Raw genomic sequence first — 23,790 nt, 5'->3', positions numbered from 1 at the left:
GTTAGCGTCCGCTCACCCGACCGAGCGGAGCGTCTCGGCGAGATCCACGCCACGTGTGGCCGCTCCGCGGAGCACGACCAGCGACAGCACCGCGGCCAGCAGTGCCACGACGGCGGCGCCGGCGAAGACGGCGTGCTCCTGGAGGACGCCGAGACGGTCCAGGTCCCAGTCGGGGTGGGCGGCGCTGGCGGCGTACAGGCGGCGCAGGCCGATGGTGGTCAGGGCCGAGATGCCGACGAGCATGCCGACCATCCGCGCCACCACGACGAGCGCCGAGGCGAGGCCGTGGCTGTCCGGGGGAGCGGTGGCGAGCATGGCCGCGTTGACCGGCGCGAGCGCGAGGCCGAAGCCGAGGCCGCCGAGGAGCAGCGGCAGGGTGGGGAGCCAGGAGTCCAGGGCGTCCATGCCCCACTGCGACATCACGCCGAAGGACGCGGCGGCGCAGAGCATGCCGACGGCGGCGACCTGCCCGGCAGGGAGCCTGCGCAGCAGCCAGCCGCCCGCCACGGCCCCGATCGGCAGCGCGACCAGGAAGCGCACCAGCACGAGGGCGGCGTCCAGCTGCGAGTCGGGGTAGACCGTCGTACGGGCGAAGAGGGGGATGTCGACCAACGCCGCGATCAGGGAGAACCCGACCAGGAAGCTGACCAGGATCGCGCCCCAGGCGGGCGTGGGCCGGAGGATCCCGCGCGGCACGATCGGGGCGGTGGCGGTCCGCAGGTGCAGCGTGAGGAGTACGACGGCCACGACCGTGCCGAGGAGGTACCACCAGCCCTGCGGGGCGAACACCGCCACCTTGGGGTCCGCGGTGGCGAAGGCCAGCACGATCCCCGCGAGCGCGAGGCCGAGGAGCGTCGCGCCACGGAGGTCCGCCTCGACGAGCGAGCGCGCCCACCCGCGCACGTCGACCAGCGGGCGCTTGGCGAGGACGCAGCGCAGCACCAGCAGCACCGCGGCGGCGATCGTGACGAGGCCGACCGGGGTGACCCAGCGCGGGCCGTCGACGACGTACGGGATGAAGATCTGTCCCCAGGTCAGGTCGCGCTTGATGGGGTCGGGCTGGAGGAGGGTCACCGAGCCCGCCACCACGACGACCGCGAGGAGGAGAAGACCGAGGGGGTCCGGGCGTCTCCGGTGGTCTCGATACGCCTCGCTCGTTCCTCGCTCGGCTACTCGACCGACGACCAGGGCGAGGACGAGGCCGACGAGGAGGTTGAGGACGAAGATGAGGCGCCAGTCGCTGACGGCCAGGATGACGGCGCCGTAGAGCGGTCCGAGGACGCTGCCGAGCTCCTGGACCGCCGAGACGACGCCGAGCGGCATCCCGCGCCGGTCTGCCGGGTAGAGCAGGCCGACGATCGCCATGGTGGCCGGCACCAGCCCGCCGCCGCCGACGCCCTGGAGGAAGCGGCCGGTCACCATCGAGGGCAGGTCCACCGACACCGCGGTGAGCAACGACCCGAACGAGAAGACGACCAGCGACGAGACGAGCACCGGCACCGGACCGCGCAGGTCGGCGATGCGGCCGATGAGGGGCAGCATGGCGACGTACCCGAGCAGGAAGCCGGAGACGATCGGGGCGGCGCGCTGCAGCTCCTCGAGCGGGATGCCGACGGCGTGCATCATGTCGGGCAGCGCGAGCACCACGACGTAGGTGTCGATGGCCGCGAAGGCGACCGCGACCGCCGCCAGGGTCAGCAGCAGGCGCGACCTCACCGCACCGGTCACTGCGGAGCCTTGATGTCCTTGGTGACGTCGTACTTCGTGATGTCGATCGTGTAGGTGATCGGGGAGGCGCCGGGGAAGAACGAGCCGGTGAGCTGGGCGCTGCGCAGCGACCCGTCGTCCGCGATGTCGAAGGTGACGTCGAAGGAGTCACCGTTGGCGCAGGGCAGCACCGTCTTGATCGCGTCGGCGGTCTCCTTACCGGAGTACGGCGTGATCACGATCGAGGCGTCCGTGGTGTCGCGCTCGGACTTCCCGGCGGTGAGGCCGGTCGCCGAGGTGAGCAGGTCGGAGACGCCGGAGTCGGGGTCGAGCAGGGTCGCCGGGTCGGGTGCGCAGAGCGACTTGGCGGAGTACTGGTCGGTCCACCCGAGGATCGGGACGTTGATCCACAGCTTGCCGTCGACCGAGATGACGTCGACGCCGCTGTCGCTCAGCCCGCTCACCCGGCCGGCCACGGTGCCCTGGAAGGCCGGCGGCTTCGCCACGATCGTGCCGTCGGCGGCCTGCAGGTAGTCGACGCCGGGATCGGCAGACGCCTTGAGCGACACCTCGACCCCGCTGGTCGCGTCCAGCTTCTGCTTCGCGGTCGCCATCGCCTGGTCCGGCGCCACCGACGTACCGCCGGACGAGCCGCAGCCCGCGAGCAGCAGGGCAGACGCGGCCAGGGGCACGAGTGCGCGCTTCATGGCGTCACCCTTCCACACCGAGGCCGACGACGAGAGGACCTGCGCACGCCGCGATCGCCTGGCTGCCCGGCACGCCGGACCCGTCGCGCTTGCCGGTGGCCTCGGGCAGGTCGATCGGTGCCCCGCTCGCGGCCGACGCCCGCGCCGGAGCCGGTCCGGCCCACGCGAACACCAGGGCGTCCTCGCCCTTCAGGAACCGGTGGCACCGTACGCCGCCCGTGGCGCGCCCCTTCGCGGGGTACTCCCAGAAGTCGGTCACCTTGACCGCCCCCGGCTCCGTGCCGGGCAGCGCGGTCGAGGAGCCGGACGCGGTCACCAGGACGACACCGCCGGCCGCCTGCAGGTCCAGCGCACCGAACCACACGACCCGCTCGCCGTCGGCCACCCGGACGCCGGCCATGCCGCCGCCCGCCCGGCCCTGCGGCCGGACGCCGGCCGCGCCGAAGTGCAGCAGCTGGGCGTCGGAGGTGACGAAGCACAGCTCCTCCTCACCGCTGCGCAGCTGCACGGCGCCGACGACCTCATCGCCGTCCTTGAGCCCGATCACCTCCCACTCGTCGCGGCCGAGGACCTCGGGGTTGACCCGCTTGACGACGCCCTGCCGGGTGCCGAGCGCGAGGCCCGGCCCCTCGCCGGTCAGGTCGCACAGGGCGAGCGCCCGCTCCCCGGCGGCCAGTGCCAGCACCTCGCTGAGCGGCAGGCCGCCCTGCAGGTTCGGCTCGTTCGCCGAGGCCGGGATCGCCGGGAGGTCGATCACGCCCAGCTTCACCAGACGTCCCGCGGAGGTGATGACGCCGATCTCGGAGCGGACGCTGGTGCGCACCGCGGACACGACCACGTCGTGGTTGGCGCGCGGCCCACCGGTGCCGACCTCGTCGGCGTTCATGGTCCGGGCGAGCAGGCCGGTCGACGACAGCAACGCGAAGCAGGGGTCGTCGGCGACCTCGAGCGGTGTGGTCGCGGCCGCCACCGCGGCGGTGCCGGCCGACTCCAGCAGGACGGTACGCCGGGGCGTGCCGTAGGTCTTCGCGACCTCGGCCAGCTCGCCGGACACGACCTTCTTCAGCAGCTCCTCGTCCGCGAGGATCGCGTCGAGCTCCTCGATCTCGCGGCGCAGCGTCTCCTGCTCCTTCTCCAGCTCGATCCGGGAGAACCTCGTGAGCCGGCGCAGCTGCATCTCGAGGATGTACTCGGCCTGGACCTGGCTGAGGTCGAAGACGCTCATCAGGCGGTCCTTGGCGGCCGCCGAGTCGTCGCTGGTGCGGATGACCTGGATGACCTCGTCGATGTCGAGCAGCGCGACGAGCAGGCCGTCGACGAGGTGCAGCCGGTCGGCCTTCTTGTTGCGGCGGAACTGGCTGCGGCGACGTACGACCTCGTAGCGGTGCTCCAGGAAGACCGTCAGCAGCTCGCGCAGGCCCAGCGTGCGCGGCTGGCCGTCGACGAGCGCGACGTTGTTGATGCCGAAGCTGTCCTCCATCGGCGTCAGCTTGTAGAGCTGCTCGAGGAGGGCCTCGGGGATGAAGCCGTTCTTGACCTCGATCACCAACCGCAGGCCGTGGTCGGCGTCGGTGAGGTCCTTGATGTCGGCGATGCCCTGGATCTTCTTGCCCTGGACCAGGATCTTGATCCGCTCGACGACCTTCTCGGTGCCGACGCCGTACGGGAGCTCGGTGACCACGATGCCCTTGCGCCGACCGAAGGACTCGACGCGAGCGGTCGCGCGCATCTTGAACACGCCGCGGCCGGTCTCGTAGGCGTCGCGGATTCCGTCCAGGCCGACGATCTTGCCGCCGGTCGGCAGGTCGGGGCCCGGGATGAACCGCATCAGGCCCTCGGTCGAGGTGTTCGGGTGCTGGATCAGGTGGCGCAGCGCCTGCACGACCTCGACCAGGTTGTGCGGCGCCATGTTGGTCGCCATGCCGACCGCGATGCCGGTGGTGCCGTTGACGACCAGGTTCGGGATCGCCGACGGCAGCACGGTCGGCTCGAACTCGCGGCTGTCGTAGTTCGGCTTGAAGTCGACGGTGTCCTCGTCGATCGACTCCGTCATCGCCATCGCGGGCGGCGCCATCCGGCACTCGGTGTAGCGCATGGCCGCCGGAGAATCGTCAGGAGATCCGAAGTTGCCGTGGCCGTCGATGAACGGCAGCCGCAGGCTCCACGGCTGGGCGGTGCGGACCAGCGCGTCGTAGATGGCGCTGTCGCCGTGCGGATGCAGCCGACCCATGACCTCACCGACGACACGGGCGCTCTTGACGTGACCGCGGTCGGGCCGCAGGTTCATGTCGTTCATCGTGTAGAGGATGCGGCGCTGCACGGGCTTCAGGCCGTCGCGGGCGTCGGGCAGGGCGCGGGAGTAGATGACGGAGTAGGCGTACTCCAGGAACGACGAGCGCATCTCGTCGCTGACGTTGATGTCGAGGATGTGCTCCTCGAAGTCGTCGGGTTCCTGCTTCGTCGTACGTCGTGCCACGAGGGGTCATTCTTCCCGGCGGTACCGACGCTCGGGCACGCGGCACGCCGCCACCGTCGGCGGAACCGGTCATGATGGCCGCATGGGCTCGGTGATCATGCACGCAGTGGTGTCCGTGGACGGCTTCATCGCGGATGACAACGACGACGTCGGTCCGCTCTTCGACTGGTACTTCAACGGCGACCGGCCGCTGACCGATGCCCCCGAGGACCCGTTCCGGGTGTCCACCACCTCCGCGGCGTACGTCGCTCCGTTCTGGGCGAGCATCGGCGCGACGGTCATGGGGCGGCACCTGTTCGACCTCACCAACGGCTGGGAGGCCAAGCCGCCGGCCGGCGACCACCTGCTGGTGGTCTCCCACCGGCCGAAGCCGGAGGGCTGGCACCCCGAGGCCGACGTCCCGTTCTTCGACGACGTGGTACCGGCGATCGAGGAGGCGCGTCGGCGCGCCGGGGATCGGGTCGTGGCGCTGACCGCGGGTGACATGGGCGCCTCGGCGCTGGCGGCGGGACTCGTCGACGAGGTGCCATGGACGTCGTCCCGGTGGTGTTCGGCAGCGGAAAGCGGTACTTCGGATCGATCGACGGGCAGGTGCTCCTGGAGGACCCGCACGTCGTGATCCAGGGCGACCGGGTGCTCCACCTTCGCTATCGGGTGGGCGGTCGATAGATTTCTCCTGTGACCGACGGCGATTCGACCCCGACCGAGGAGATCGCCGCCCCGCCGGAGCACTGGGAGGCCGACGTCCTGCTGCGCGACGGGCGGACGGCGCACATCCGGCCGATGCGGGCCGACGACGAGCAGCTGCTCGTCGAGTTCTACGCACGGGTCTCCGACGAGTCGAAGTACTACCGGTTCTTCTCGCCGATGCCGGTCCTATCCGAGCGTGACGTACGCCGGTTCACGCATGTCGACCACGAGCTGCGGGTCGCGCTCGTGATGATCCTCCAGGGCCGGATGATCGCGGTCGGCCGCTACGACGTGCTCAACGGCGAGCACGCCGGGGCGGGCGGCACCGAGGCCGAGGTCGCGTTCCTCGTCGAGGACCGGCACCAGGGTCGCGGCATCGCCCAGCTGCTGCTCGAGCACCTCGCCCAGGCGGGGCGGGAGCGCGGGGTCGAGCGGTTCGTCGCCGAGGTGCTGCCCGACAACACCCGGATGATCCAGACCTTCCGCGACGCCGGCTACCGCGTGGCCAGCGGGTACGCCGACGGCGTGATCACCCTGGAGTTCCCCATCGACTCCACCGACACCGCGGTGGGGCTGATGCGCGCCCGCGAGCACACCGCCGAGGCCGCGTCGATCCACCGCTTCTTCCACCCGCGCTCGGTCGCCATCATCGGTGCCTCCCGGCGCCAGGACACGATCGGCCAGGTCCTGGTCCGCAACCTCGTGACCGCCGACTTCACCGGCCGGGTCTACGTGGTCAACCCGAGCGCGCGGGCGGTCTCGGGCATGCCGGCGTACAAGAGCGTGCAGGACATCCCCGACGAGGTGGACGTCGCGATCGTCGCCGTGCCGGCGGACGCCGTGACCGACGTCGTGCTCGACTGCGCGGCCAAGGGCGTGCACGGGCTGATCGTCATCTCCTCCGGCTTCGCCGAGGCCGGCGAGGACGGCCGCCGCCGGCAGCGGCACATGGTCGGTCTGTCGCGGTCCTACGGCCTGCGCCTGATCGGGCCGAACTGCCTCGGCATCATCAACACCGACCCGCGGGTGCAGGTCAACGCGTCGCTGTCCTCGGTCATGCCGGCGCGCGGTCGCGCGGGCTTCTTCTGCCAGTCCGGGGCGCTCGGGTCCGCGATCCTGGAGAAGGTCCGTGGCCGTGGCCTCGGCATCTCGACCTTCGTGTCCGCCGGAAACCGCGCCGACGTGTCGGGCAACGACCTCCTGCAGTACTGGGAGGAGGACGAGTCGACCGAGGTCGTGATGATGTACCTCGAGTCGATCGGTAACCCGCGCAAGTTCTCCCGGATCGCCCGCCGCGTCTCCAAGCGCAAGCCGATCGTCGCGGTCCGTTCTGGCCGCACCACCCAGGGTGTGCCGATGGGCCACGCCGTGCGCAGGATCGGCGCGCCCCAGGCCGCCGTCGACGCCATGTTCCGCCAGGCCGGCGTGATCCAGGTCGACACCCTCGACGACATGTTCGACGTGGCCCAGCTGCTCGCCCACCAGCCGCTGCCGCGCGGCCGCCGGGTCGCGATCGTCGGCAACTCCGACGCGCTCGGACTGCTCGCCGCCGACGCCGCCGCCTCGGTCGGGCTCGTCGTCAACCGGTCCGTCGCGCTCGGCGCCGACGCGACCGCCGAGGACTTCGAGGACGCCCTCGACGCCGCCATCGACGACCCCGACGTCGACTCCGTCGTCGCGGTCTACATCCCGCCGCTCGACATCTCCGGCGAGGAGGTCGCGAACGTGCTCGCGGCGGTGGGGGAGCAGTCCGACAAGCCGCTGGTCTCGACCTTCCTCGGCGCCGAGGGCATCCCAGAGCTGCTGCGCGTCCCCGACGTGGCCGGCTCGTCCGCGGGCCGCGGCTCGGTGCCGTCGTACCCCGCGGTCGAGGCGGCGGTCCGTGCCCTCGCCCGCGTCGTCGAGTACGCCGTCTGGCTCCGTACGCCGGACGGGGAGCCGCTGGTGCCGGCCGATGCCGACGCGCGGGGTGCCCGCAACCAGCTGCGCCGGATCCTGCTGGAGGCCGGCACGGAGAAGGCCACGGAGGGGCTCGACCTGACCCCGGAGCAGCTGACCGAGCTGCTGGCGGCGTACGACATCGACCTGTGGCCGGTCATCCGGGTCCAGACGCTGGCGGAGGCCGAGGCCGCCGCGGCCGAGCTCGGCTGGGACGTCGTGCTCAAGGCGACCGAGGAGTCGCTGCGCGAGCGCCCCGACCAGCGCCACATCTTCCGGGGCATCACCAACCCGCACGAGCTCGGCGAGGCCTGGGCGGCCCTCGAGCGGATCGTCACCGACCCCGTCTCGGCCGGCTTCGTGGTGCAGAGGACGGCCGCGTCCGGCGTACCGCTGGCGATCCGGAGCTTCGAGGACCCGCTCTTCGGGCCGGTGGTGTCCTTCGGGGTGGCGGGGCCCGTCATCGAGCTGCTCGGCGACTGGTCGTACCGGATCCCGCCGCTGGACGAGCGCGCGGTCGCCGCGATGGTCCGCGAGGTGAAGACCGCGCCGCTGCTGTTCGGCTACCGCGGTGCCGAGCCCGTCGACATCGACGCCGTCGAGGACCTCATCGCCAAGGTCGCGGAGCTGCAGAACGACCTGCCCGAGGTGTCCTCGCTCGAGCTGTCGCTGGTGCTCGCCGGCACCGAGTCGGCGGCGGTCCTGACCGCCCGGGCGCGGATCGCGCGGGTCACCGACCCCCGACCGGACTCCACCGTCCGCCGGATGCCCGACCTGATCGCCACGATCCCCGGGTAGTTGTCTGCGCGAGCGCGTCGCCGCGGCCGCTCCCTCGCCGACCTTGCGACTCTCGGCTCCTCCGGTCGCAAGCTCCCTCCGTCGCCTCGCGCCGCGCGCCCAGCCTCGGTCGCTGCGGCGCCGCGCTGCCGCGCTCGCGGTTGGCTCCGGCGTAACGACCCTGGCATGGCGGCAAGACTCGTCGTGCGAGGATTCAGGCATGCGCAAGTCCGTCGACCCGTTGACCGAAGACCGCGACCACGCGCCCGAGCTGCGCGCCGCGATCGACCGGACCGGCTACTACCCCGAGGTGGTGGCGGATGCCGTCGAGGACGCGGTCGGCGGCGAGCAGGTCGTGTCGTACTACGTGCACCACGAGCCGACCTTCGAGCGTGACGAGGTACGCCGGCACCAGTCGGTCATCGTCCTCACCCCGTCGCGGCTGATCATCTGCCACACCGACGAGCACGCCGGCGACGACCTGCTGCCCGAGCCCTACACCTCGACGTCCACCGAGGCCATCGCGCTCGCGTCGGTCGCCTCCGTGGTCGTGACCCGGATGGTCACCAACCCGACCGAGGGGCCGTCCGCGGCCGCCGAGGCGGTCATGACGATCGGCTGGGGCGGGGTGAGCCGGCTCGACCTCGAGCCCGCCGCGTGCAACGACCCGAGCTGCGACGCCGATCACGGCTACACCGGCGTCCTGGCGTCCGACGACTTCTCGCTGCGGGTCTCCGCCGCGGCCGACGGCCGCGACGCGGTCGGCGGGCTGCTCACCTTCGCGGCCCACCTCTCCGCCCGGACGCGAGGGCGATAAGGGCATGTCTCCCCAGCCGAGCGCCTGCTGCGCGCCGTTCCGCACGCACGCTGGCTGCGTTGTCGTCAGTCGCCGGGACTCCGTCCCGGCTCCCTCCTCCGCCTTGCCATCGCACGCACGGAACGGCGCTCGCGACGGCGTCGCCTGGGGAGGCATGCCCTAGTGGCCGAGGACTTCTGCGAGCCCACCTACGGGGCCCGGTCGCTGAGCGACGTCCTGCCGGCGGTGGCGCGCGCCCTCGGCAACCCGCTGGCCCACGTGCCGACGAACCTCGAGCTGCCCGAGGCACCGGCGTACGTCGTCTTCCTGATCGACGGGCTGGGGGCAGAGCTCCTCCGTCGCTACGAGTACGCCGCTCCCTACCTCGCCTCCCTCGTCGACGACGCACCCGCCGCGACGGCGGGGGTGCCCTCGACGACGACCACCTCGCTGACCTCGTTCAGCACCGGACTGGTGCCGGGCGCGCACGGCCTGGTCGGGTTCACGACCCGTGTCCCGGGCACCGACGCGCTGCTCAACGCGCTGCACTGGGACGTTCCCGACCTCGACCCGACCGAGTGGCAGCCGCACCAGACCGCGTTCGGCGCGCTGCAGGGCGCCGGGGTGCGGGCGAGCGTGGTCAACAAGCGGGAGTTCGAGGGGTCGGGGCTCACCGTCGCGGCCCAGCGGGGTGCGACGTACGTCGGCGTCGACAAGGTCGGCGAGCGGATCGCTGCCGTCCTCGCGGCGTCCGCGCACCGGCCGTCGGTCACCTACGTCTACGACTCCGACCTGGACTGGACCGGGCATCGCTGGGGGGTCGCCTCGCAGCAGTGGCTGCAGCAGCTCGCGATGATCGACCACGAGGCCGAGCAGCTGCGCGAGGCGCTCCCGGCCGACCGCCGGCTGGTCGTCATCGCCGACCACGGGATGGTCGACGTACCGACCGAGGCGCGGGTGGACGTCGCCCACGACGACGACCTGCGGGCAGGCATCGCGCTGGTCGGGGGAGAGGCGCGGTTCCGCCACCTCTACTGCACCGGTGGCGCGGTCCCCGACGTCATCTCCACCTGGACCGAGGTGCTCGGGGACCGGGCGACCGTGCTCAGCCGCGCCGACGCGATCGGCCGCGGGTGGTTCGGCCCGGTCGACCCCAGCGTGCTGCCCCGGATCGGGGACGTCGTCGTCGCGTGCCGCGGCGACTTCGCGGTGATGGCGACCGACGCGTTCCCCTACGAGCGGCGGCTGATCGGGATGCACGGCTCGCTCACGCGGGCCGAGATGCTCATCCCGATCCTGGTCGACTGAGGAGGGCTCAGCCGAACGGCAGCGGGTCCGGGGTCAGGGACACCGCCCGCGCCCGGGCCGCCGTCATCTGGCGGCGGTGGTGCTGCCGGCACAGGACCTCGTAGGTCACCGTGCCCGGCTGCTGCTCGTCGTCGGTGTCGCCGACCACGATCACCTCGCCCTCGGTGATCATCACGCCGTCCTCGATCCGCGCCTGGTGCGTGGCGCGCTTCCCGCACCAGCACAGCGCCTCGACCTGGAGCACCTGCGTGGAGTCGGCGAGCTCGACCAGCCGCGCCGATCCCTCGAAGAGCCGGGTCCGGAAGTCGGTGAGGATGCCGAAGCAGAACACGTCGATCTGCAGCTCGTCGACGATCTTGGCCAGCGCGTCGATCTGGGCCGTGGTGTAGAACTGCGCCTCGTCGCAGATCAGGTAGTCGATCCGTGCGCCGCCGGTGAGCGCGTCGACGACGTACCTCCAGAAGTCGAAGTCGGTGCCGACCTCGATGGCGCTGTGCGTCAGGCCCAGCCGCGAGGACACCCGCGCCTCGCCGGCGCGGTCGTGGGCGGTGAAGATCCGGCCGCTGCGACCCCGCGCCGCGTGGTTGTGGTTGGTCTGCAGCGCCAGCGTCGACTTCCCCGAATCCATCGAGCCCGTGAAGAACCTCAACTCCGCCACCGCGGCATCCTCTCAGAGGCCCGCAAGGTAAAGAATGCGGGCGCCCACCTGAGGATCCGCGCTTTATTCGGCGTTCTCCTGCGGAACCGGCGCGGGCGGGCGTTCACTGGTCACCGACGGTCTCGGGATCACGACCAGGGGGATGCGGGGATGAACCGGACCGAACAGTCGAAGCACCGATGGGTGCAGCGCTTGAGCGTCCTCGGTGTCACCGGCGCCGTCGTCCTCACCGGTGCCTACGGCCCGTCCTCGATCACGCCGCTCGCCTCGTCGACCCACGCTCCCGTGGACCAACCCGCCGCGCCCCAGCTCAGCGTTCCGGTCGTGGCGGTACGCCGAGCCGCCGTCCGCGTCCACCAGCGGACCCGGCCGAGCGCCCGTCGTGACCCGGTCGGCCGGCCGGCCGACTTCCCGGGGTCGGTGACCACGGTGGCGGAGCCGGCGCTGGCGGCGTACCAGCGTGCCGCGACGATCATCGACGCCGCCGCGAGCTGCCACCTGGACTGGACCGTCCTCGCCGCCATCGGCCGGGTCGAGTCCGACCACGGCACGGTCGATCCTGCCGGGCACGCGCACCACGTCACCGCGAAGGGCATCGTGCGGCCGGGCATCGTCGGCACGCCCCAGAACGGCAGGCACGGCCGCGGCACGGTCGACGACACTGACGCCGGCCGTCTCGACCACAACACGCGGTACGACGCTCCCGTCGGCCCGATGGCGCTGCTGCCGCAGACCTGGTCGCAGGTCGCGGTCGACGCCGACGCCGACGGCCGGCGCAACCCGCAGGACCTCGACGACGCCGCCCTCGGCACCGCGATCGTGCTCTGCGCGGACGGGCACGACCTGCGCAAGCCGGCCGTGCTGCGGACCGAGCTGAGGAGGTACGAGGACGCCCGCGGGTTCGTCCACACCGTGCGGATCCTGGCCCTGCGCTACGCCCACCAGGCCGCGACCATGCCGTCGGCGCTGCCGCTGGGCGGTGTGGTGATCCCGCCGATGCCCGTGCTGTGCGGCTGCGACCAGCACGCCGGCACGACCGTGCGCCCGCACGTCACCCCGGTGAAGCAGCACACCCACGAGACGGTCGCCTCGGGAGCCGCGCCCGTGCACGGGACGGCGGCCGGGGTCGCCCCCTCCTCCGGCGGTACGGGGGGTGCGGTCACGCCCGACCCGACGCCCACGCCGGATCCCACGCCGACCCCGGACCCGACGCCCACGCCGGACCCGACGCCCACGCCGGACCCGACGCCCACGCCCGACCCGACGCCGACGCCCGACCCGACGCCGACCCCGGACCCGACGCCGACCCCCGACCCGGCCCCCACGCCCGACCCGACGCCGACCCCTGACCCGACCCCGGCGTCCAGCGGCCAGTGCGCCACGGACGCCGGCGCCCAGCCCGACCCGTCGTGCGCGACGTCCTCGGACACGCTGCCGGTCACCCAGCCCGCAGCGACGGATCCGGCGGCCTGATCACGTCCCCGCGGGTGAGCCGGCGAACCCGCGGACCAGGACGGGAGGTCGAGTAGCGCCACGCCCGAGCTTGCGAGGGTGTGATGCGCGTATCGAGACAAGCCGATAGCGTCCCCCCAGCACGCCCGACTCGGGGCTGGCGACACTCCAAGGGGGAACCATGCGTCGCATCGCACTCGTCCTGGCCGCACTCATGCTGGCCTTCACCGTCTCCTCGTGCGGCAAGGAGGCGGCGCCGACCAACACGGCCCAGTCCTTCTCCTGCCCCACCGACAACACCAAGGCCTTCCCGAAGGTCCGTCTCGCCGCGGACCTCGGCATCGCGTTCGGCGTGTTCCACCACTGGATCTGGAACCCGTACCAGGCCGGCAGCTTCAAGAAGGGCGCCGACCACCGGCTCTGGAAGCTCGGCAAGGCAGCCGTGGCCGCCGCGGTGGTCACGCACTACATCGGCAACGCCGCCGACAACGTCAAGGCGGACCCGACCATGTGCAAGGTCTTCGGCAAGCCGATGGCCGAGCTCTCCGACAAGGTCTCGAACCTCAAGTCGATCGTCACCAGCGGCAACCTCGGCGACCTGACGTCGGTCGCCGGTGCGGTGACCAGCATGACCGGGCTGATGTCGCAGAACGGCCAGTCGATCACCGAGTCGTCGGACCTGAACCCGACGACGCAGCCGTAGCATCGCCAGGGTGAACGCGCTTCTCGAGCCCAGCGACCTGCCCTACCAGCTGCCCCGGTTCGAGGAGTTCACCGACGACGCGTTCGGCCCTGCCATCGCCGAGGCGATGGCAGGGCAGCGTGCTGCCGTGGCGGCGATCGTGGCCGACCCGGCGGACCCGACCTTCGCCAACACCCTCGAGCCGCTCGAGCTCAGCGGGCTCCCGCTGGAGCGGGTGCTGTCGGTCTTCTTCAACAGGACCAGCGCCGACACCAACGACGCGATCGACGCGCTGCAGGCCGAGCTCTCGCCGCAGCTCGCCGCTCATTCCGACGCGATCACGCTCGACTCGGCGCTCTTCGCGCGCATCGCCGCGGTCGCGGACGAGCACGGGCTCACCGACGAGCAGGCCTACCTGGTGCAGCGCTACGTCACCGAGATGACGCTCGCCGGTGCCGGCCTGGGGGAGGCCGACAAGGCCCGGCTCAAGGAGATCAACGAGCAGCTCTCCGCCCTGTCCACCCGCTTCGGCATCGCCCTGCAGGCCGAGGCCAACGACCTCGCGGTGCACGTCGAGACCGAGGCGGAGCTGGACGGCCTGTCGCCCGGCGAGGTCTCCGCGGCCCGCGAGGCCGCCGTTGCCCGCGGGCTCGACGGCTACCTGATCACCCTGGTCCTGCCGACCGCGCACCCGCACCTGGCCTCGCTCACCGATCGGGACGTACGTCGCCGGCTGCTCGGGGCCCAGCGGGCCCGGGGCAGCCGCGGGGGCGAGCACGACACCCGGCAGATCGTGCTGGACGTCGTACGGCTGCGCGCGGAGCGGGCCCGCCTGCTCGGGTTCGCCGACCACGCGTCGGCGGTCACGGCCGACAACACGGCCCGTACCCCTGCCGCCGTACGCGCCATGCTCGACCGCCTCGCCCCCGCGGTAGCCCGCAACATCGCCACCGAGAAGGAGGCGCTCGCCGCGTCCGCGGGGGCGCCGATCGAGCCCTGGGACTGGCCCTTCCACGCCGAGCGGGTCCGAGCCGAGGAGCACGACGTCGACCTGGTCGCGCTGCGGCCGTGGTTCGAGGCCGAGCGGGTCCTCGTCGACGGTGTCTTCCGCGCGGCCACCGAGCTGTTCGGCATCACCTTCACCGAGCGTCCCGACCTGCCGGGCTACCACCCGGACGTGCGGGTCTTCGAGGTGTTCGAGGAGGACGGCACCCCGGTCGGCCTGTACCTGCTGGACCTCTACACCCGCGACTCCAAGCGCGGTGGTGCCTGGATGAGCAGCTTCGTACGCCGCTCGACGCTGGCCGGTGCGCCGACGGCGGTCGTCTTCAACAACCTCAACGTGCCGAAGCCGGCGGCGGGGGAGCCGACGCTGCTCACCTTCGACGAGACCAGCACGCTCTTCCACGAGTTCGGCCACGCGCTGCACGGGCTGCTCGCGGAGGCGACGTACCCCAAGCTGGCGGGCACCGCGGTGTTCCGCGACTTCGTGGAGTTCCCCTCACAGGTCAACGAGATGTGGATGCTGTGGCCCGCCCTCCTCCAGGAGTACGCCGTGCACCACGCCACCGGCGAGCCGCTGCCCGAGGGCGTGGTCGACCGGATCCGCGCGGCCGAGACGTTCAACCAGGGCTACGCGACGGGGGAGTACCTCGCGGCGGCGCTGCTGGACCTCGCCTGGCACTCGCTGGCGCCCGAGGAAGTGCCGACCTCGGTCGAGGAGGTGGCGACGTTCGAGGCGGCGGCGCTGGCCGCGGTCGGCCTGGACGATCCGGCGGTGCCGCCGCGCTACTCCACGGCGTACTTCGCGCACGCCTTCCAGTTCTCCTACGACGCCGCCTACTACGGCTACATCTGGAGCGAGGTGCTCGACGCCGACACCGCCGCGTGGTTCGAGGCGAACGGTGGCCCGACGCGCGCCAACGGCGACGCCTTCCGCCGCTCGGTCATCGGCATCGGGGGCACTCGCGACCCGCTCGCGTCGTACCAGCAGTGGCGCGGGCGGCCCGCGCCCCTCGAGCCGCTGCTCGAGCGGCGCGGGTTGCTCTAGCCCGATCAGTCGGCGGGGATGTTCTCCAGCTCCGCCAACCAGGCGGCAGGGGAGGCGTCCGACGGCATCCGCCAGTCGCCGCGCGGCGACATGGTGCCGCCGGGGCTGACCTTCGGCCCGTTCGGGAGCGCAGAGCGCTTGAACTGGCTGCTGAAGAACCGGCGTACGAACACCTCGAGCCACTTCCGGGTGGTCGCGAGGTCGTAGGTCTCGCCCCAGGCGTGGTGCTGCAGGAACGCGATCTTGCTCGGGCGGTAGCCGCGGCGCAGCGTGTAGTAGAGGTTGAAGTCCTGCAGCGCGTACGGGCCGACGCTGTCCTCGGTCTTCTGCTCGCCGCCGGGGATCAGCTCGGGGGTGATCTCCTGCTCCAGGATCGCCTGCAGGACCTCGTCGACGTCGTCGAGCTGGTTGGTGCTGATCACCCAGCGGATGAGGTGCTGGATCAGCGTCTTCGGCACGCCGGCGTTGACGTTGTAGTGCGACATCTGGTCGCCGACGCCGTACGTGCACCACCCGAGCGCGAGCTCGGACAGGTCGCCGGTGCCGAGCACGATGCCGCCGCGGTGGTTGGCGAGCCGGAACAGGTAGTCGGTGCGCAGACCCGCCTGGACGTTCTCGAAGGTGATGTCGTAGACCGACGGGTCGACCTCGGCCTCGGCACCGGGGTAGGCGTGGCCGAGGTCCTTGAGCATCTGCTCGGCGGCCGGGCGGATGTCGAGCTCGGCGAACGTGCAGCCCAGCGCGGTGGCGAGCGTCGTGGCGTACGACTTGGTCGTCTCGCCGGTCGCGAAGCCGGGCATGGTGAAGGCGTGGATGTCGCTGCGCGGCCGGCCGAGCCGGTCCATCGCCTTGGCCGCGACGATGAGGGCGTGGGTGGAGTCGAGGCCACCGCTGACCCCGATGACGACCTTCGGCTGACCGATCGCGGCGAGCCGCTGCTCCAGGCCGGACACCTGGATGTTGTAGGCCTCGTAGCAGTCCTGGGCGAGGCGGGCCGGGTCGTCGGGGACGAAGGGGAACGGAGCCACCTTGCGGCGCAGGCCGATGTCGCCGGTCGGGGGCTCGAGGTCGAACTCGATGGTCGTGCGCTCGCTGTCGTGCAGCCGGTACGCGTGCCGGTTGTCGTCGAAGGTGCCTTGCCGCATCCGCTCCTGACGAAGGCGGTCGAGGTCGATGTCGGCGATCGTGTACCGCGCCTCATCCGGGAACCGGTCACCCTCGGCGAGCAGGTCGCCCATCTCGTAGATCATCGTCTGGCCGTCCCACGAGAGGTCGGTCGTCGACTCGCCCTGGCCTGCGGCCGCGTAGACGTACGCCGCGTTGCAGCGCATGCTCGCACTCTTGGCGAGGAGGTGCCGATCGGCTGCGCGGGCGATGGTGATCGGGCTTCCCGACAGGTTCGCCAGAACGGTCGCGCCTTGAAGTGCCAGTGACGAGCTGGGTGGGATCGGGACCCACATGTCCTCACAGATCTCGACGCCGAGGCACAGGCCGGACACATCACTCGCCTCGAACAGGAGGTGCTTGCCGAAGGGCACGGTCTGACCGCCGACCGTGATCTCCTCCTCGTGCTGATCCTCGGCGGAAGCGAACCACCTGTGCTCGTAGAACTCGCGGTAGTTCGGCAGGTACCACTTCGACGGCACCCCCAGGATCCGTCCGCGGTGGATCACGACGGCACAATTGAAGATCCGGTTGCCCTTGCGCAGCGGAGCCCCCACCACCAGCACCGGCCGCAGCTCGGCCGAGGCCACGGTCAGCTCGACGATGGCCTCCTCGACGCCCTCCAGCAGGGTGTCCTGGAGGAAGAGGTCGTCGACGGCGTACCCCGTCAGCCCCAGCTCCGGGAACACCGCCACCGCCACGCCCTCGTCGTGCAGCAGGCGCGCCTGCTCGAGGGTGCGCGCGGCGTTCGTCGCGGGGTCCGCCACGACGACGGGCAGCGTCACTGCGGCGACCCTGGCGAAGCCCTGGGCGTAGGCCGAGTAGAAGTCCACGCACCCAGCCTAGTGAGGGCTAGCCTCACGCTCATGATCATCGTGTCGACCAACGACGTCCCCGGCGCCCGCATCGTCCACACCTTCGGCGAGACCTTCGGCCTCACCGTCCGGTCCCGCAACGTCGGCTCCAACATCGGTGCGAGCTTCAAGGCGCTGGCCGGTGGTGAGCTCAAGGGCATCACCACCCTGCTGCACGACTGCCGCCAGGAGGCGCTCTCGCGGCTCGCATACGAGGCCGAGGCCCGCGGTGCCAACGCCGTCGTGGCCTTCCGCTTCGAGACCACCGAGTACGCCCAGTGGGGCGTCGAGGTCTGCGCCTATGGGACGGCCGTCACAATCGAGCCGCTGGCCTGATCCCACGGAGCACAATGGCCTCATGACCGAGGAACAGGCGCCGTACGGCAGTGCACCGGCCAGGCCGGGCGCGAGCATCAAGCGCATCCGCACCCATCACCTCCGGGAGATGAAGGAACGGGGCGAGAAGTTCACCATGTTGACGTCGTACGACGTCTTCACCGCGCAGATCTTCGACGAGGCGGGCATCGACACCCTGCTCGTCGGCGACTCCGCGGCCAACACCGTCTACGGCTACGGCTCGACCGTCCCGGTGACCCTGGACGAGCTGATCCCGCTCGCCCGCGCGGTCGTCCGCGGCGCGCACCGCGCGCTGGTCGTCGGCGACCTGCCGTTCGGCAGCTACCAGGGCTCGCCCGAGCAGGCCTACGCCAGCGCGGTGCGGCTGATGAAGGAGTCCGAGGTCGCGGCCGTCAAGCTCGAGGGCGGCGTCGAGATGGCGGAGACCATCGAGAAGCTGGTCCGCGGCGGCATCCCGGTGTGCGCGCACATCGGCTTCACCCCGCAGTCCGAGAACACCCTCGGTGGCTACCGGGTGCAGGGCCGCGGCGCCGGCGCCGAGAAGGTCCTGGACGACGCGCGCGCGGTCGAGGCCGCCGGTGCGTTCGCGGTCGTGCTGGAGATGGTCCCGGGTGACGTCGCCGCGCTGGTGACCAAGGAACTCACCATCCCCACCATCGGGATCGGCGCCGGCAACCAGACCGACGGCCAGGTGCTGGTCTGGCAGGACGCCTTCGGCCTCAACGGCGGCCGCGTCCCCAGCTTCGTCAAGAAGTACGCCGACGTCCGCGCCGCCCTGCTCAAGGGCGCTCAGGACTACGCGGCCGAGGTCGCCACCGGCGAGTTCCCCAGCCCGGACCACACCTTCTGAGAACCCATCTGAGGATCCATCGCACCTGACCTACCGGTTGGAATTTCGCCCGAAACCCAACGCGTAGGTCAGGTGCGATGTGGTTCTACGCCTCCCGTCGGTGGTCTCCGCGCGCCATCCGCGCCATCGCGAACGAGCAGAAGGCCAGGGCCAGCATGCCGATCGCGAGGTGGTGCATGTTGCTCACGCCGAACAGGTCGATCGCGAGCAGCACGTACAGGAGACCCAGGAGGTCACCGCCTGCGTGCGGGGCGACGAGCACCACGACGGCCAGCACGATCTCGATGATGCCGACGACGACCACGGCCTGGTGCGCGGTGCCGGGCAGGAAGTTGTTGGCCCACACGGCGACGTACCCGTCCCAGGTGTTCGTCATGATGTGGCTCAGCTTGTCGATGCCGAAGACCAGCGGCAGAGCCACGAAGGTCGCCCACATCGCCAGGAACGCCTGGCGGTCGGCGGTCATGTCAGGCAGGTTCGCGAGGTCGTGCATCTCCTCGCGCATGTCGTGGACCATGTGGTCCCACGGGTGGGTGGTGGCCATGGTGGCCTCCTCGACTCGGTGTCCTCTCCAGTAGGGGGCGTCTACCTCGAAGGTAGATCCGTCATGACGCGGCAACAAGAGGTAACACGTCCCCACTAGGCTGCGCGTCATGGGCAAGCAAGAGGACTTCGTACTCCGTGCACTCGAAGAGCGTGACGTCCGGTTCGTCCGGTTGTGGTTCACCGACGTGCTGGGGTCCCTGAAGTCCGTGGCGGTGGCGCCGGCGGAGCTCGAGGGCGCCTTCAGCGAGGGCATCGGCTTCGACGGATCGGCGATCGAGGGCTTCGCCCGGGTCTACGAGGCCGACATGCTCGCGCTGCCCGACCCGAGCACCTTCCAGATCCTGCCGTGGCGCAGCATGGAGGGCCCGGCGACGGCCCGCATGTTCTGCGACATCGTGATGCCCGACGGCTCCACGTCGTACGCCGATCCGCGCAACGTCCTCAAGCGCACCCTGTCGAAGGCGGCCGAGCAGGGCTTCACCTTCTACACCCACCCCGAGGTCGAGTTCTACCTGTTCAAGGACGAGCCGCAGAAGGGCAAGAAGCCGGTCCCGCTGGACCGCAGCGGCTACTTCGACCACACCGTGCACTCGCACGGCTCCGACTTCCGCCGCGAGGCGATCACGATGCTCGAGGCGATGGGCATCTCGGTGGAGTTCAGCCACCACGAGGGCGGCCCCGGGCAGCAGGAGATCGACCTGCGGTACGCCGACGCGCTGACCACCGCCGACAACATCATGACCTTCCGGACCGTCATCCGTGAGGTCGCCATGAGCCAGGGCGTGTGGGCGACCTTCATGCCCAAGCCGTTCACCGAGCACCCGGGCTCCGGCATGCACACCCACGTCAGCCTGTTCGAGGGCGACCAGAACGCCTTCTACGAGGCGGGCGCGGAGTACCAGCTGTCCAAGACCGCGCGCATGTTCATCGCGGGGATCCTGCACCACGCCGGCGAGATCAGCGTCGTCACCAACCAGTGGGTCAACTCCTACAAGCGGATGATGACCGGCGGCGAGGCCCCGTCGTACGTCTGCTGGGGGCACAACAACCGTTCGGCCATGGTGCGCGTGCCCATGTACAAGCCGAACAAGGGCCAGTCGGCGCGGATCGAGCTGCGCACGATCGACAGCGCCTGCAACCCCTACCTGGCCTACGCGGCGATCCTCGCCGCCGGCCTCAAGGGCATCGAGCAGGGCTACGCGCTGCCGCCGGAGGCCGAGGACAACGTGTGGGCGCTGAGCGACCGCGAGCGGCGCGCGCTCGGCATCGAGCCGCTGCCCAAGAACCTCAACGACGCGATCCACATCGCGGAGAGCTCCGAGCTGCTCGCCGAGACGCTGGGGGAGCAGGTCTTCGACTTCTTCCTGCGCAACAAGCGCGCCGAGTGGGACGAGTACCGCGGCCAGGTGTCGGCCTTCGAGCGGGACCGGATGCTGCCGGTCCTGTAGCGACATGCCTCGCTCCGCGCACCGGCTCGCCCTCATCCGGGCCGGGTTCGCCGACATCGACCGCGCCCGCGCCGAGCTCGACGCGTTCGGTTCGGACGGCGATGCGCTGCTGAGCTGCCTGGGCCGCACGGCCGATCCCGACGCTGCCCTGATCGGTCTGGGTCGGCTGGCCGTGGCGCTGGGCGACGACGGACCGGCCATGGTGTCGGCCGTCGCGGCCGACGAGGGTACGGCGATGCGGCTGCTCAGCGTGCTGGGCGCGAGCAGCGCGCTGGCCGACCACCTCGTCTCCCACCCGGGTCACTGGCTCGAGCTCGCCGACCCGACCCTGGGCTCGACCCGGCCGGCGGCGTACCACCTCCGCGCGGTGCTGCTGGCCGCCGTCGAGGGGCGCTCCGACGCCGAGGCGTGCGATGCGCTGCGGGTGGAGTACCGCCGGCAGCTGCTGCGGATCGCGGCGCGCGACCTCACCCACGAGCTGCGGGTCGACGACGCCGCCGCGGAGCTCGCCGACCTCGCCGCCGGCACGCTCGAGGCGGCGCTCGTGATCGCCCGTCGACGGGTGGGGCCCACGGCCGACGACGTCCGGCTGGCCGTCGTCGCGATGGGCAAGTGCGGTGGCCACGAGCTTAACTACGTCTCCGACGTCGACGTGATCTTCGCGCACGAGGGTGACGCCCAGGTCGCCACCCGGCTCGCGTCCCAGATGATGCGGGTCTGCTCCGACCACACCGCCGAGGGCACGATCTGGCCGGTCGACGCCAACCTGCGTCCCGAGGGCAAGGCCGGGCCGCTCAGCCGCACGATCGCCAGCCACCGCGGCTACTACGAGCGGTGGGCCGAGACCTGGGAGTTCCAGGCGCTGCTGAAGGCGCGGCCGGTGGCCGGCGACCTCGAGCTGGGTCGGGAGTTCGTCGCGATGACCCAGCCGATGGTGTGGGCCGCCGCCGACCGGGACGGCTTCGTGGACGCCGCCCGCGCGATGCGGCGCCGGGTCGTCGACCACATCCCCGCCAAGGACGCCGACCGCGAGCTCAAGCTGGGGGTCGGCGGTCTGCGCGACGTGGAGTTCGCGGTCCAGCTCCTCCAGCTCGTCCACGGCCGCACCGACGACCAGATCCGTTCGGGGACGACGCTGTCGGCCCTGGCCGCGCTCACGAGCAGGGGGTACGTCGGCCGCGAGGACGGCGATGCGCTGCACCGCGCCTACGCGTTCCTGCGCCAGCTCGAGCACCGCATCCAGCTGCACCGCCTCCAGCGCACCCACCTGCTGCCCTCCGGCGAGGAGTCGCTGCGCCGGCTCGGACGCAGCCTCCGCTTCTTCCGCGACTCCGCCGAGCGGCTCGAGCGCGAGTGGCTCGACCAGCGCCGCGAGGTGACCCGGCTGCACCAGAAGCTCTTCTACCGGCCGCTGCTCAGCGCCGTCGCCCGGATCGCTACCGACGAGGCACGGCTCTCGCCGGAGGCGGCCGTCGAGCGCCTCGCCGCCCTCGGGTACGCCGACCCGCAGGCCGCCCTGCGCCACCTGGAGTTCCTCACCCTCGGCGTCACCCGGACCGCCCAGATCCAGCGGGCCCTCCTGCCCGCCATGCTGCAGTGGTTCGCCGACGGCGCGGACCCCGACGGCGGGCTGTTCGGCTTCCGCCGGCTCAGCGAGGCGCTCGGCCGGACGCCGTGGTTCCTCGCGACGCTGCGCGACGAGGGCGAGGTCGCGGAGCGGCTGGCGCACGTGCTCTCGACCTCCCGCTACTGCACCGACCTGCTCGAGCGGGAACCCGCCGGCGTACGCCTGCTCGCCGGGGACCTGCGGCCGCTCGCGGCTGCCCAGGTGCGCGAGGAGATGCTCGCGACCGCCGGGCGGCAGGAGGACCTGGACAAGTCCAGCCGCGCGATCCGCGCCGTACGACGCCGTGAGCTGCTGCGGATCGCCGCCGGCGACGTGCTCGGCCTGATCGACGTCACCGACGTGGGCTACGGGCTCACCCGGCTCACCGACGCCACCCTGGCCGCGACGCTCGACGTCGCCATCGCCGCCGTCACCCGCGCCCGCAAGCTCGACGCCCCGCCGACCGCGATGGCGATCGTCGCCATGGGCCGGTACGGCGGCTTCGAGCTCTCCTACGGCTCCGACGCCGACGTGATGTTCGTGCACGACCCGGTCGAGGGCGCCGACGCGCACGTCGCCGCCGGGTTCGCCAAGGCGGTCGCCGAGGAGGTACGCCGGACCCTGGGCGTCGCCGGTCCCGACCCCGCCCTCGTGGTCGATGCCGACCTCCGGCCCGAGGGCCGGCAGGGCGCCCTGGTGCGCACCCTCGACTCCTACGGCGCCTACTACGCCAAGTGGTCGGCCGTGTGGGAGGCGCAGGCGCTGCTGCGGGCCGACGCGATCGTCGGCGACGAGGACCTGCGGGCCCGGTTCACCGCCCTCATCGACCCGCTGCGCTACCCGGCGTCCGGGTTGACCGACGCCGACATCCGCGAGATCCGGCGGATCAAGGCGCGCGTCGACGAGGAGCGGCTGCCCCGGGGCGCCGACCCCGCGCTGCACCTCAAGCTCGGCCGCGGGGCACTGGCCGACATCGAGTGGACCGTCCAGCTGCTGCAGCTGCGCCACGGCGCCCAGGTCCCCGGCCTGCGCACCACCCAGACGCTCGCCGCCCTGGCCGCCGCGGCCGGCACGGGCCTGCTCGACGCCGACGACGCCGAGGTCCTCGGCAACGCCTGGCGGATGGCCAGCCGGGTCCGCAACGCGCTCGTCCTGGCCCGGGGAAAGCCGGGGGACCAGTTCCCCCGCGCGCCGCTCGAGCGGCGTGCCGTCGCGCTCATCCTGGGCTACCCGCTCGACCACACCGACGAGGTCGTCAATGACTACCTCCGCGCCACCCGACGGGCCCGTCTCGTGGTCGACAGAGTTTTTTGGGACTGATCTGTGATGGGTGTTTGCACCGTGGGGCTGGTGTGACATAGTTGATGCGTCGGGCCGCGACCGACCCCCCCAGAGGTCGCGGCCCGACGTATCTTTTTTGGGGCCTTCGGGCCGAGCGTGTCGCCGCTTCTGCTCCCTCGCTGGGCTTGCAGCCCTCGGCTTCTCCGGTCGCTCGTTCCTCGCTCCCTCCGGCGCCTCGTCCCGCAAGCCCGGCCTCGGTCGCAGCGGCGCCACGCTGCCGGCCCTTCGGCCCTGCGCGGTCGAGTTGCGCAGGGGGTTGCGTTCGCTTGGCGGCAAGACGTTCGTACCGACAGAGCCCCGTGGGGTGGTGGGCTTTGAGGTGATCCTCGGTGCCCTACTCGCCGCTCTCGATGGCGGCGTGCTCACCAGTATCCACGGGGTCG

17 protein-coding genes are annotated in these 23,790 nt (G+C 71.7%); 11 read left to right on the top strand and 6 right to left on the bottom strand.

Going from position 1 to position 23,790, the window contains the following annotated elements:
• Positions 1–12: 12 nt before the first annotated feature.
• The 3 genes from ACYVAQ_RS09695 to ACYVAQ_RS09685 are packed head-to-tail and all read right to left on the bottom strand — an operon-like array spanning position 13 to position 4,890.
• Complete coding sequence (locus ACYVAQ_RS09695) at positions 13–1,728, bottom strand: MFS transporter (protein WP_460788747.1); 1,716 nt, start codon at positions 1,726–1,728, stop codon at positions 13–15.
• Positions 1,725–2,414 (bottom strand): LppX_LprAFG lipoprotein, encoded by a 690-nt coding sequence (locus ACYVAQ_RS09690; protein ID WP_460788745.1) that lies wholly within the window; start codon positions 2,412–2,414, stop codon positions 1,725–1,727. The genes ACYVAQ_RS09695 and ACYVAQ_RS09690 overlap by 4 nt, the downstream gene beginning before the upstream one ends.
• A 4-nt stretch (positions 2,415–2,418) precedes the next feature.
• Positions 2,419–4,890: a DNA gyrase/topoisomerase IV subunit A gene (locus ACYVAQ_RS09685; protein WP_460788743.1), complete on the bottom strand. Its 2,472-nt coding sequence runs from the start codon at positions 4,888–4,890 to the stop codon at positions 2,419–2,421.
• Positions 4,891–4,972: 82 nt separating this feature from the next.
• Here ACYVAQ_RS09685 and ACYVAQ_RS09680 point away from each other — a divergent pair, with 82 nt between their 5' ends.
• The 4 genes from ACYVAQ_RS09680 (at position 4,973) to ACYVAQ_RS09665 (ending at position 10,399) form a co-directional block, all read left to right on the top strand.
• Positions 4,973–5,509, top strand: a complete 537-nt coding sequence (locus ACYVAQ_RS09680; protein WP_460788741.1) for a dihydrofolate reductase family protein — start codon at positions 4,973–4,975, stop codon at positions 5,507–5,509.
• Positions 5,510–5,568: 59 nt separating this feature from the next.
• Positions 5,569–8,316, top strand: a complete 2,748-nt coding sequence (locus ACYVAQ_RS09675; RefSeq protein WP_460788739.1) for a bifunctional acetate--CoA ligase family protein/GNAT family N-acetyltransferase — start codon at positions 5,569–5,571, stop codon at positions 8,314–8,316.
• Between the two features lie 199 nt (positions 8,317–8,515).
• Positions 8,516–9,112 (top strand): DUF5998 family protein, encoded by a 597-nt coding sequence (locus ACYVAQ_RS09670; protein ID WP_460788736.1) that lies wholly within the window; start codon positions 8,516–8,518, stop codon positions 9,110–9,112.
• Between the two features lie 162 nt (positions 9,113–9,274).
• Complete coding sequence (locus tag ACYVAQ_RS09665) at positions 9,275–10,399, top strand: alkaline phosphatase family protein (protein WP_460788733.1); 1,125 nt, start codon at positions 9,275–9,277, stop codon at positions 10,397–10,399.
• Between the two features lie 7 nt (positions 10,400–10,406).
• Here ACYVAQ_RS09665 and ACYVAQ_RS09660 read toward each other — a convergent pair whose 3' ends face one another.
• The gene (locus tag ACYVAQ_RS09660) at positions 10,407–11,057 is read right to left on the bottom strand and encodes a thymidine kinase (protein ID WP_460788731.1); all 651 of its coding nucleotides are present in this window, start codon (positions 11,055–11,057) and stop codon (positions 10,407–10,409) included.
• A gap of 150 nt (positions 11,058–11,207) precedes the next feature.
• Between ACYVAQ_RS09660 and ACYVAQ_RS09655 the strand changes: the two genes are divergently transcribed.
• The 3 genes from ACYVAQ_RS09655 (at position 11,208) to ACYVAQ_RS09645 (ending at position 15,241) form a co-directional block, all read left to right on the top strand.
• Positions 11,208–12,530, top strand: a complete 1,323-nt coding sequence (locus ACYVAQ_RS09655; protein ID WP_460788729.1) for a lysozyme family protein — start codon at positions 11,208–11,210, stop codon at positions 12,528–12,530.
• 160 nt (positions 12,531–12,690) lie between these two features.
• A complete protein-coding gene (locus tag ACYVAQ_RS09650; RefSeq protein ID WP_460788727.1) occupies positions 12,691–13,212 on the top strand; it encodes a hypothetical protein in 522 nt (173 codons plus the stop codon).
• Positions 13,213–13,222: 10 nt separating this feature from the next.
• Positions 13,223–15,241 (top strand): M3 family metallopeptidase, encoded by a 2,019-nt coding sequence (locus ACYVAQ_RS09645; RefSeq protein WP_460788725.1) that lies wholly within the window; start codon positions 13,223–13,225, stop codon positions 15,239–15,241.
• A 5-nt stretch (positions 15,242–15,246) separates the two neighbouring features.
• On the opposite strand, the gene ACYVAQ_RS09640 is transcribed toward ACYVAQ_RS09645, so the two are convergent.
• Positions 15,247–17,238 (bottom strand): NAD(+) synthase, encoded by a 1,992-nt coding sequence (locus ACYVAQ_RS09640; protein WP_460788723.1) that lies wholly within the window; start codon positions 17,236–17,238, stop codon positions 15,247–15,249.
• Positions 17,239–17,271: 33 nt separating this feature from the next.
• On the opposite strand from ACYVAQ_RS09640, the gene ACYVAQ_RS09635 reads away from it, so the two are divergent.
• Both ACYVAQ_RS09635 and panB read left to right on the top strand, forming a co-directional pair.
• The gene (locus ACYVAQ_RS09635) at positions 17,272–17,595 is read left to right on the top strand and encodes a YbjQ family protein (protein ID WP_460788721.1); all 324 of its coding nucleotides are present in this window, start codon (positions 17,272–17,274) and stop codon (positions 17,593–17,595) included.
• 22 nt (positions 17,596–17,617) lie between these two features.
• Positions 17,618–18,466 (top strand): 3-methyl-2-oxobutanoate hydroxymethyltransferase, encoded by an 849-nt coding sequence (gene panB, locus ACYVAQ_RS09630; RefSeq protein ID WP_460788719.1) that lies wholly within the window; start codon positions 17,618–17,620, stop codon positions 18,464–18,466.
• 85 nt (positions 18,467–18,551) lie between these two features.
• Here panB and ACYVAQ_RS09625 read toward each other — a convergent pair whose 3' ends face one another.
• A complete protein-coding gene (locus ACYVAQ_RS09625) occupies positions 18,552–19,010 on the bottom strand; it encodes a hypothetical protein (RefSeq protein ID WP_460788718.1) in 459 nt (152 codons plus the stop codon).
• A 109-nt stretch (positions 19,011–19,119) separates the two neighbouring features.
• Here ACYVAQ_RS09625 and ACYVAQ_RS09620 point away from each other — a divergent pair, with 109 nt between their 5' ends.
• Both ACYVAQ_RS09620 and ACYVAQ_RS09615 read left to right on the top strand, forming a co-directional pair.
• A complete protein-coding gene (locus ACYVAQ_RS09620) occupies positions 19,120–20,460 on the top strand; it encodes a glutamine synthetase family protein (RefSeq protein WP_460788716.1) in 1,341 nt (446 codons plus the stop codon).
• A gap of 4 nt (positions 20,461–20,464) precedes the next feature.
• Entirely contained in the window at positions 20,465–23,386 is a 2,922-nt protein-coding gene (locus tag ACYVAQ_RS09615) for a bifunctional [glutamine synthetase] adenylyltransferase/[glutamine synthetase]-adenylyl-L-tyrosine phosphorylase (RefSeq protein ID WP_460788714.1), read from the top strand.
• The last annotated feature ends 404 nt before the right edge of the window (positions 23,387–23,790 follow it).

It is taken from the genome of Nocardioides maradonensis (genome assembly GCF_054777115.1).
Note: the sequence above shows the minus strand (reverse complement) of the source record. Positions and strands in the feature narration are given on the sequence as shown.

Coding starts and splice junctions, on each gene's coding strand:
- ACYVAQ_RS09690 (WP_460788745.1), bottom strand. CDS start 2,414: ATGAAGCGCGCACTCGTGCCCCTGGCCGCGTCTGCCCTGCTGCTCGCG.
- ACYVAQ_RS09680 (WP_460788741.1), top strand. CDS start 4,973: ATGGGCTCGGTGATCATGCACGCAGTGGTGTCCGTGGACGGCTTCATC.
- ACYVAQ_RS09670 (WP_460788736.1), top strand. CDS start 8,516: ATGCGCAAGTCCGTCGACCCGTTGACCGAAGACCGCGACCACGCGCCC.
- ACYVAQ_RS09655 (WP_460788729.1), top strand. CDS start 11,208: ATGAACCGGACCGAACAGTCGAAGCACCGATGGGTGCAGCGCTTGAGC.
- ACYVAQ_RS09650 (WP_460788727.1), top strand. CDS start 12,691: ATGCGTCGCATCGCACTCGTCCTGGCCGCACTCATGCTGGCCTTCACC.
- ACYVAQ_RS09635 (WP_460788721.1), top strand. CDS start 17,272: ATGATCATCGTGTCGACCAACGACGTCCCCGGCGCCCGCATCGTCCAC.
- panB (WP_460788719.1), top strand. CDS start 17,618: ATGACCGAGGAACAGGCGCCGTACGGCAGTGCACCGGCCAGGCCGGGC.
- ACYVAQ_RS09625 (WP_460788718.1), bottom strand. CDS start 19,010: ATGGCCACCACCCACCCGTGGGACCACATGGTCCACGACATGCGCGAG.
- ACYVAQ_RS09620 (WP_460788716.1), top strand. CDS start 19,120: ATGGGCAAGCAAGAGGACTTCGTACTCCGTGCACTCGAAGAGCGTGAC.
- ACYVAQ_RS09615 (WP_460788714.1), top strand. CDS start 20,465: ATGCCTCGCTCCGCGCACCGGCTCGCCCTCATCCGGGCCGGGTTCGCC.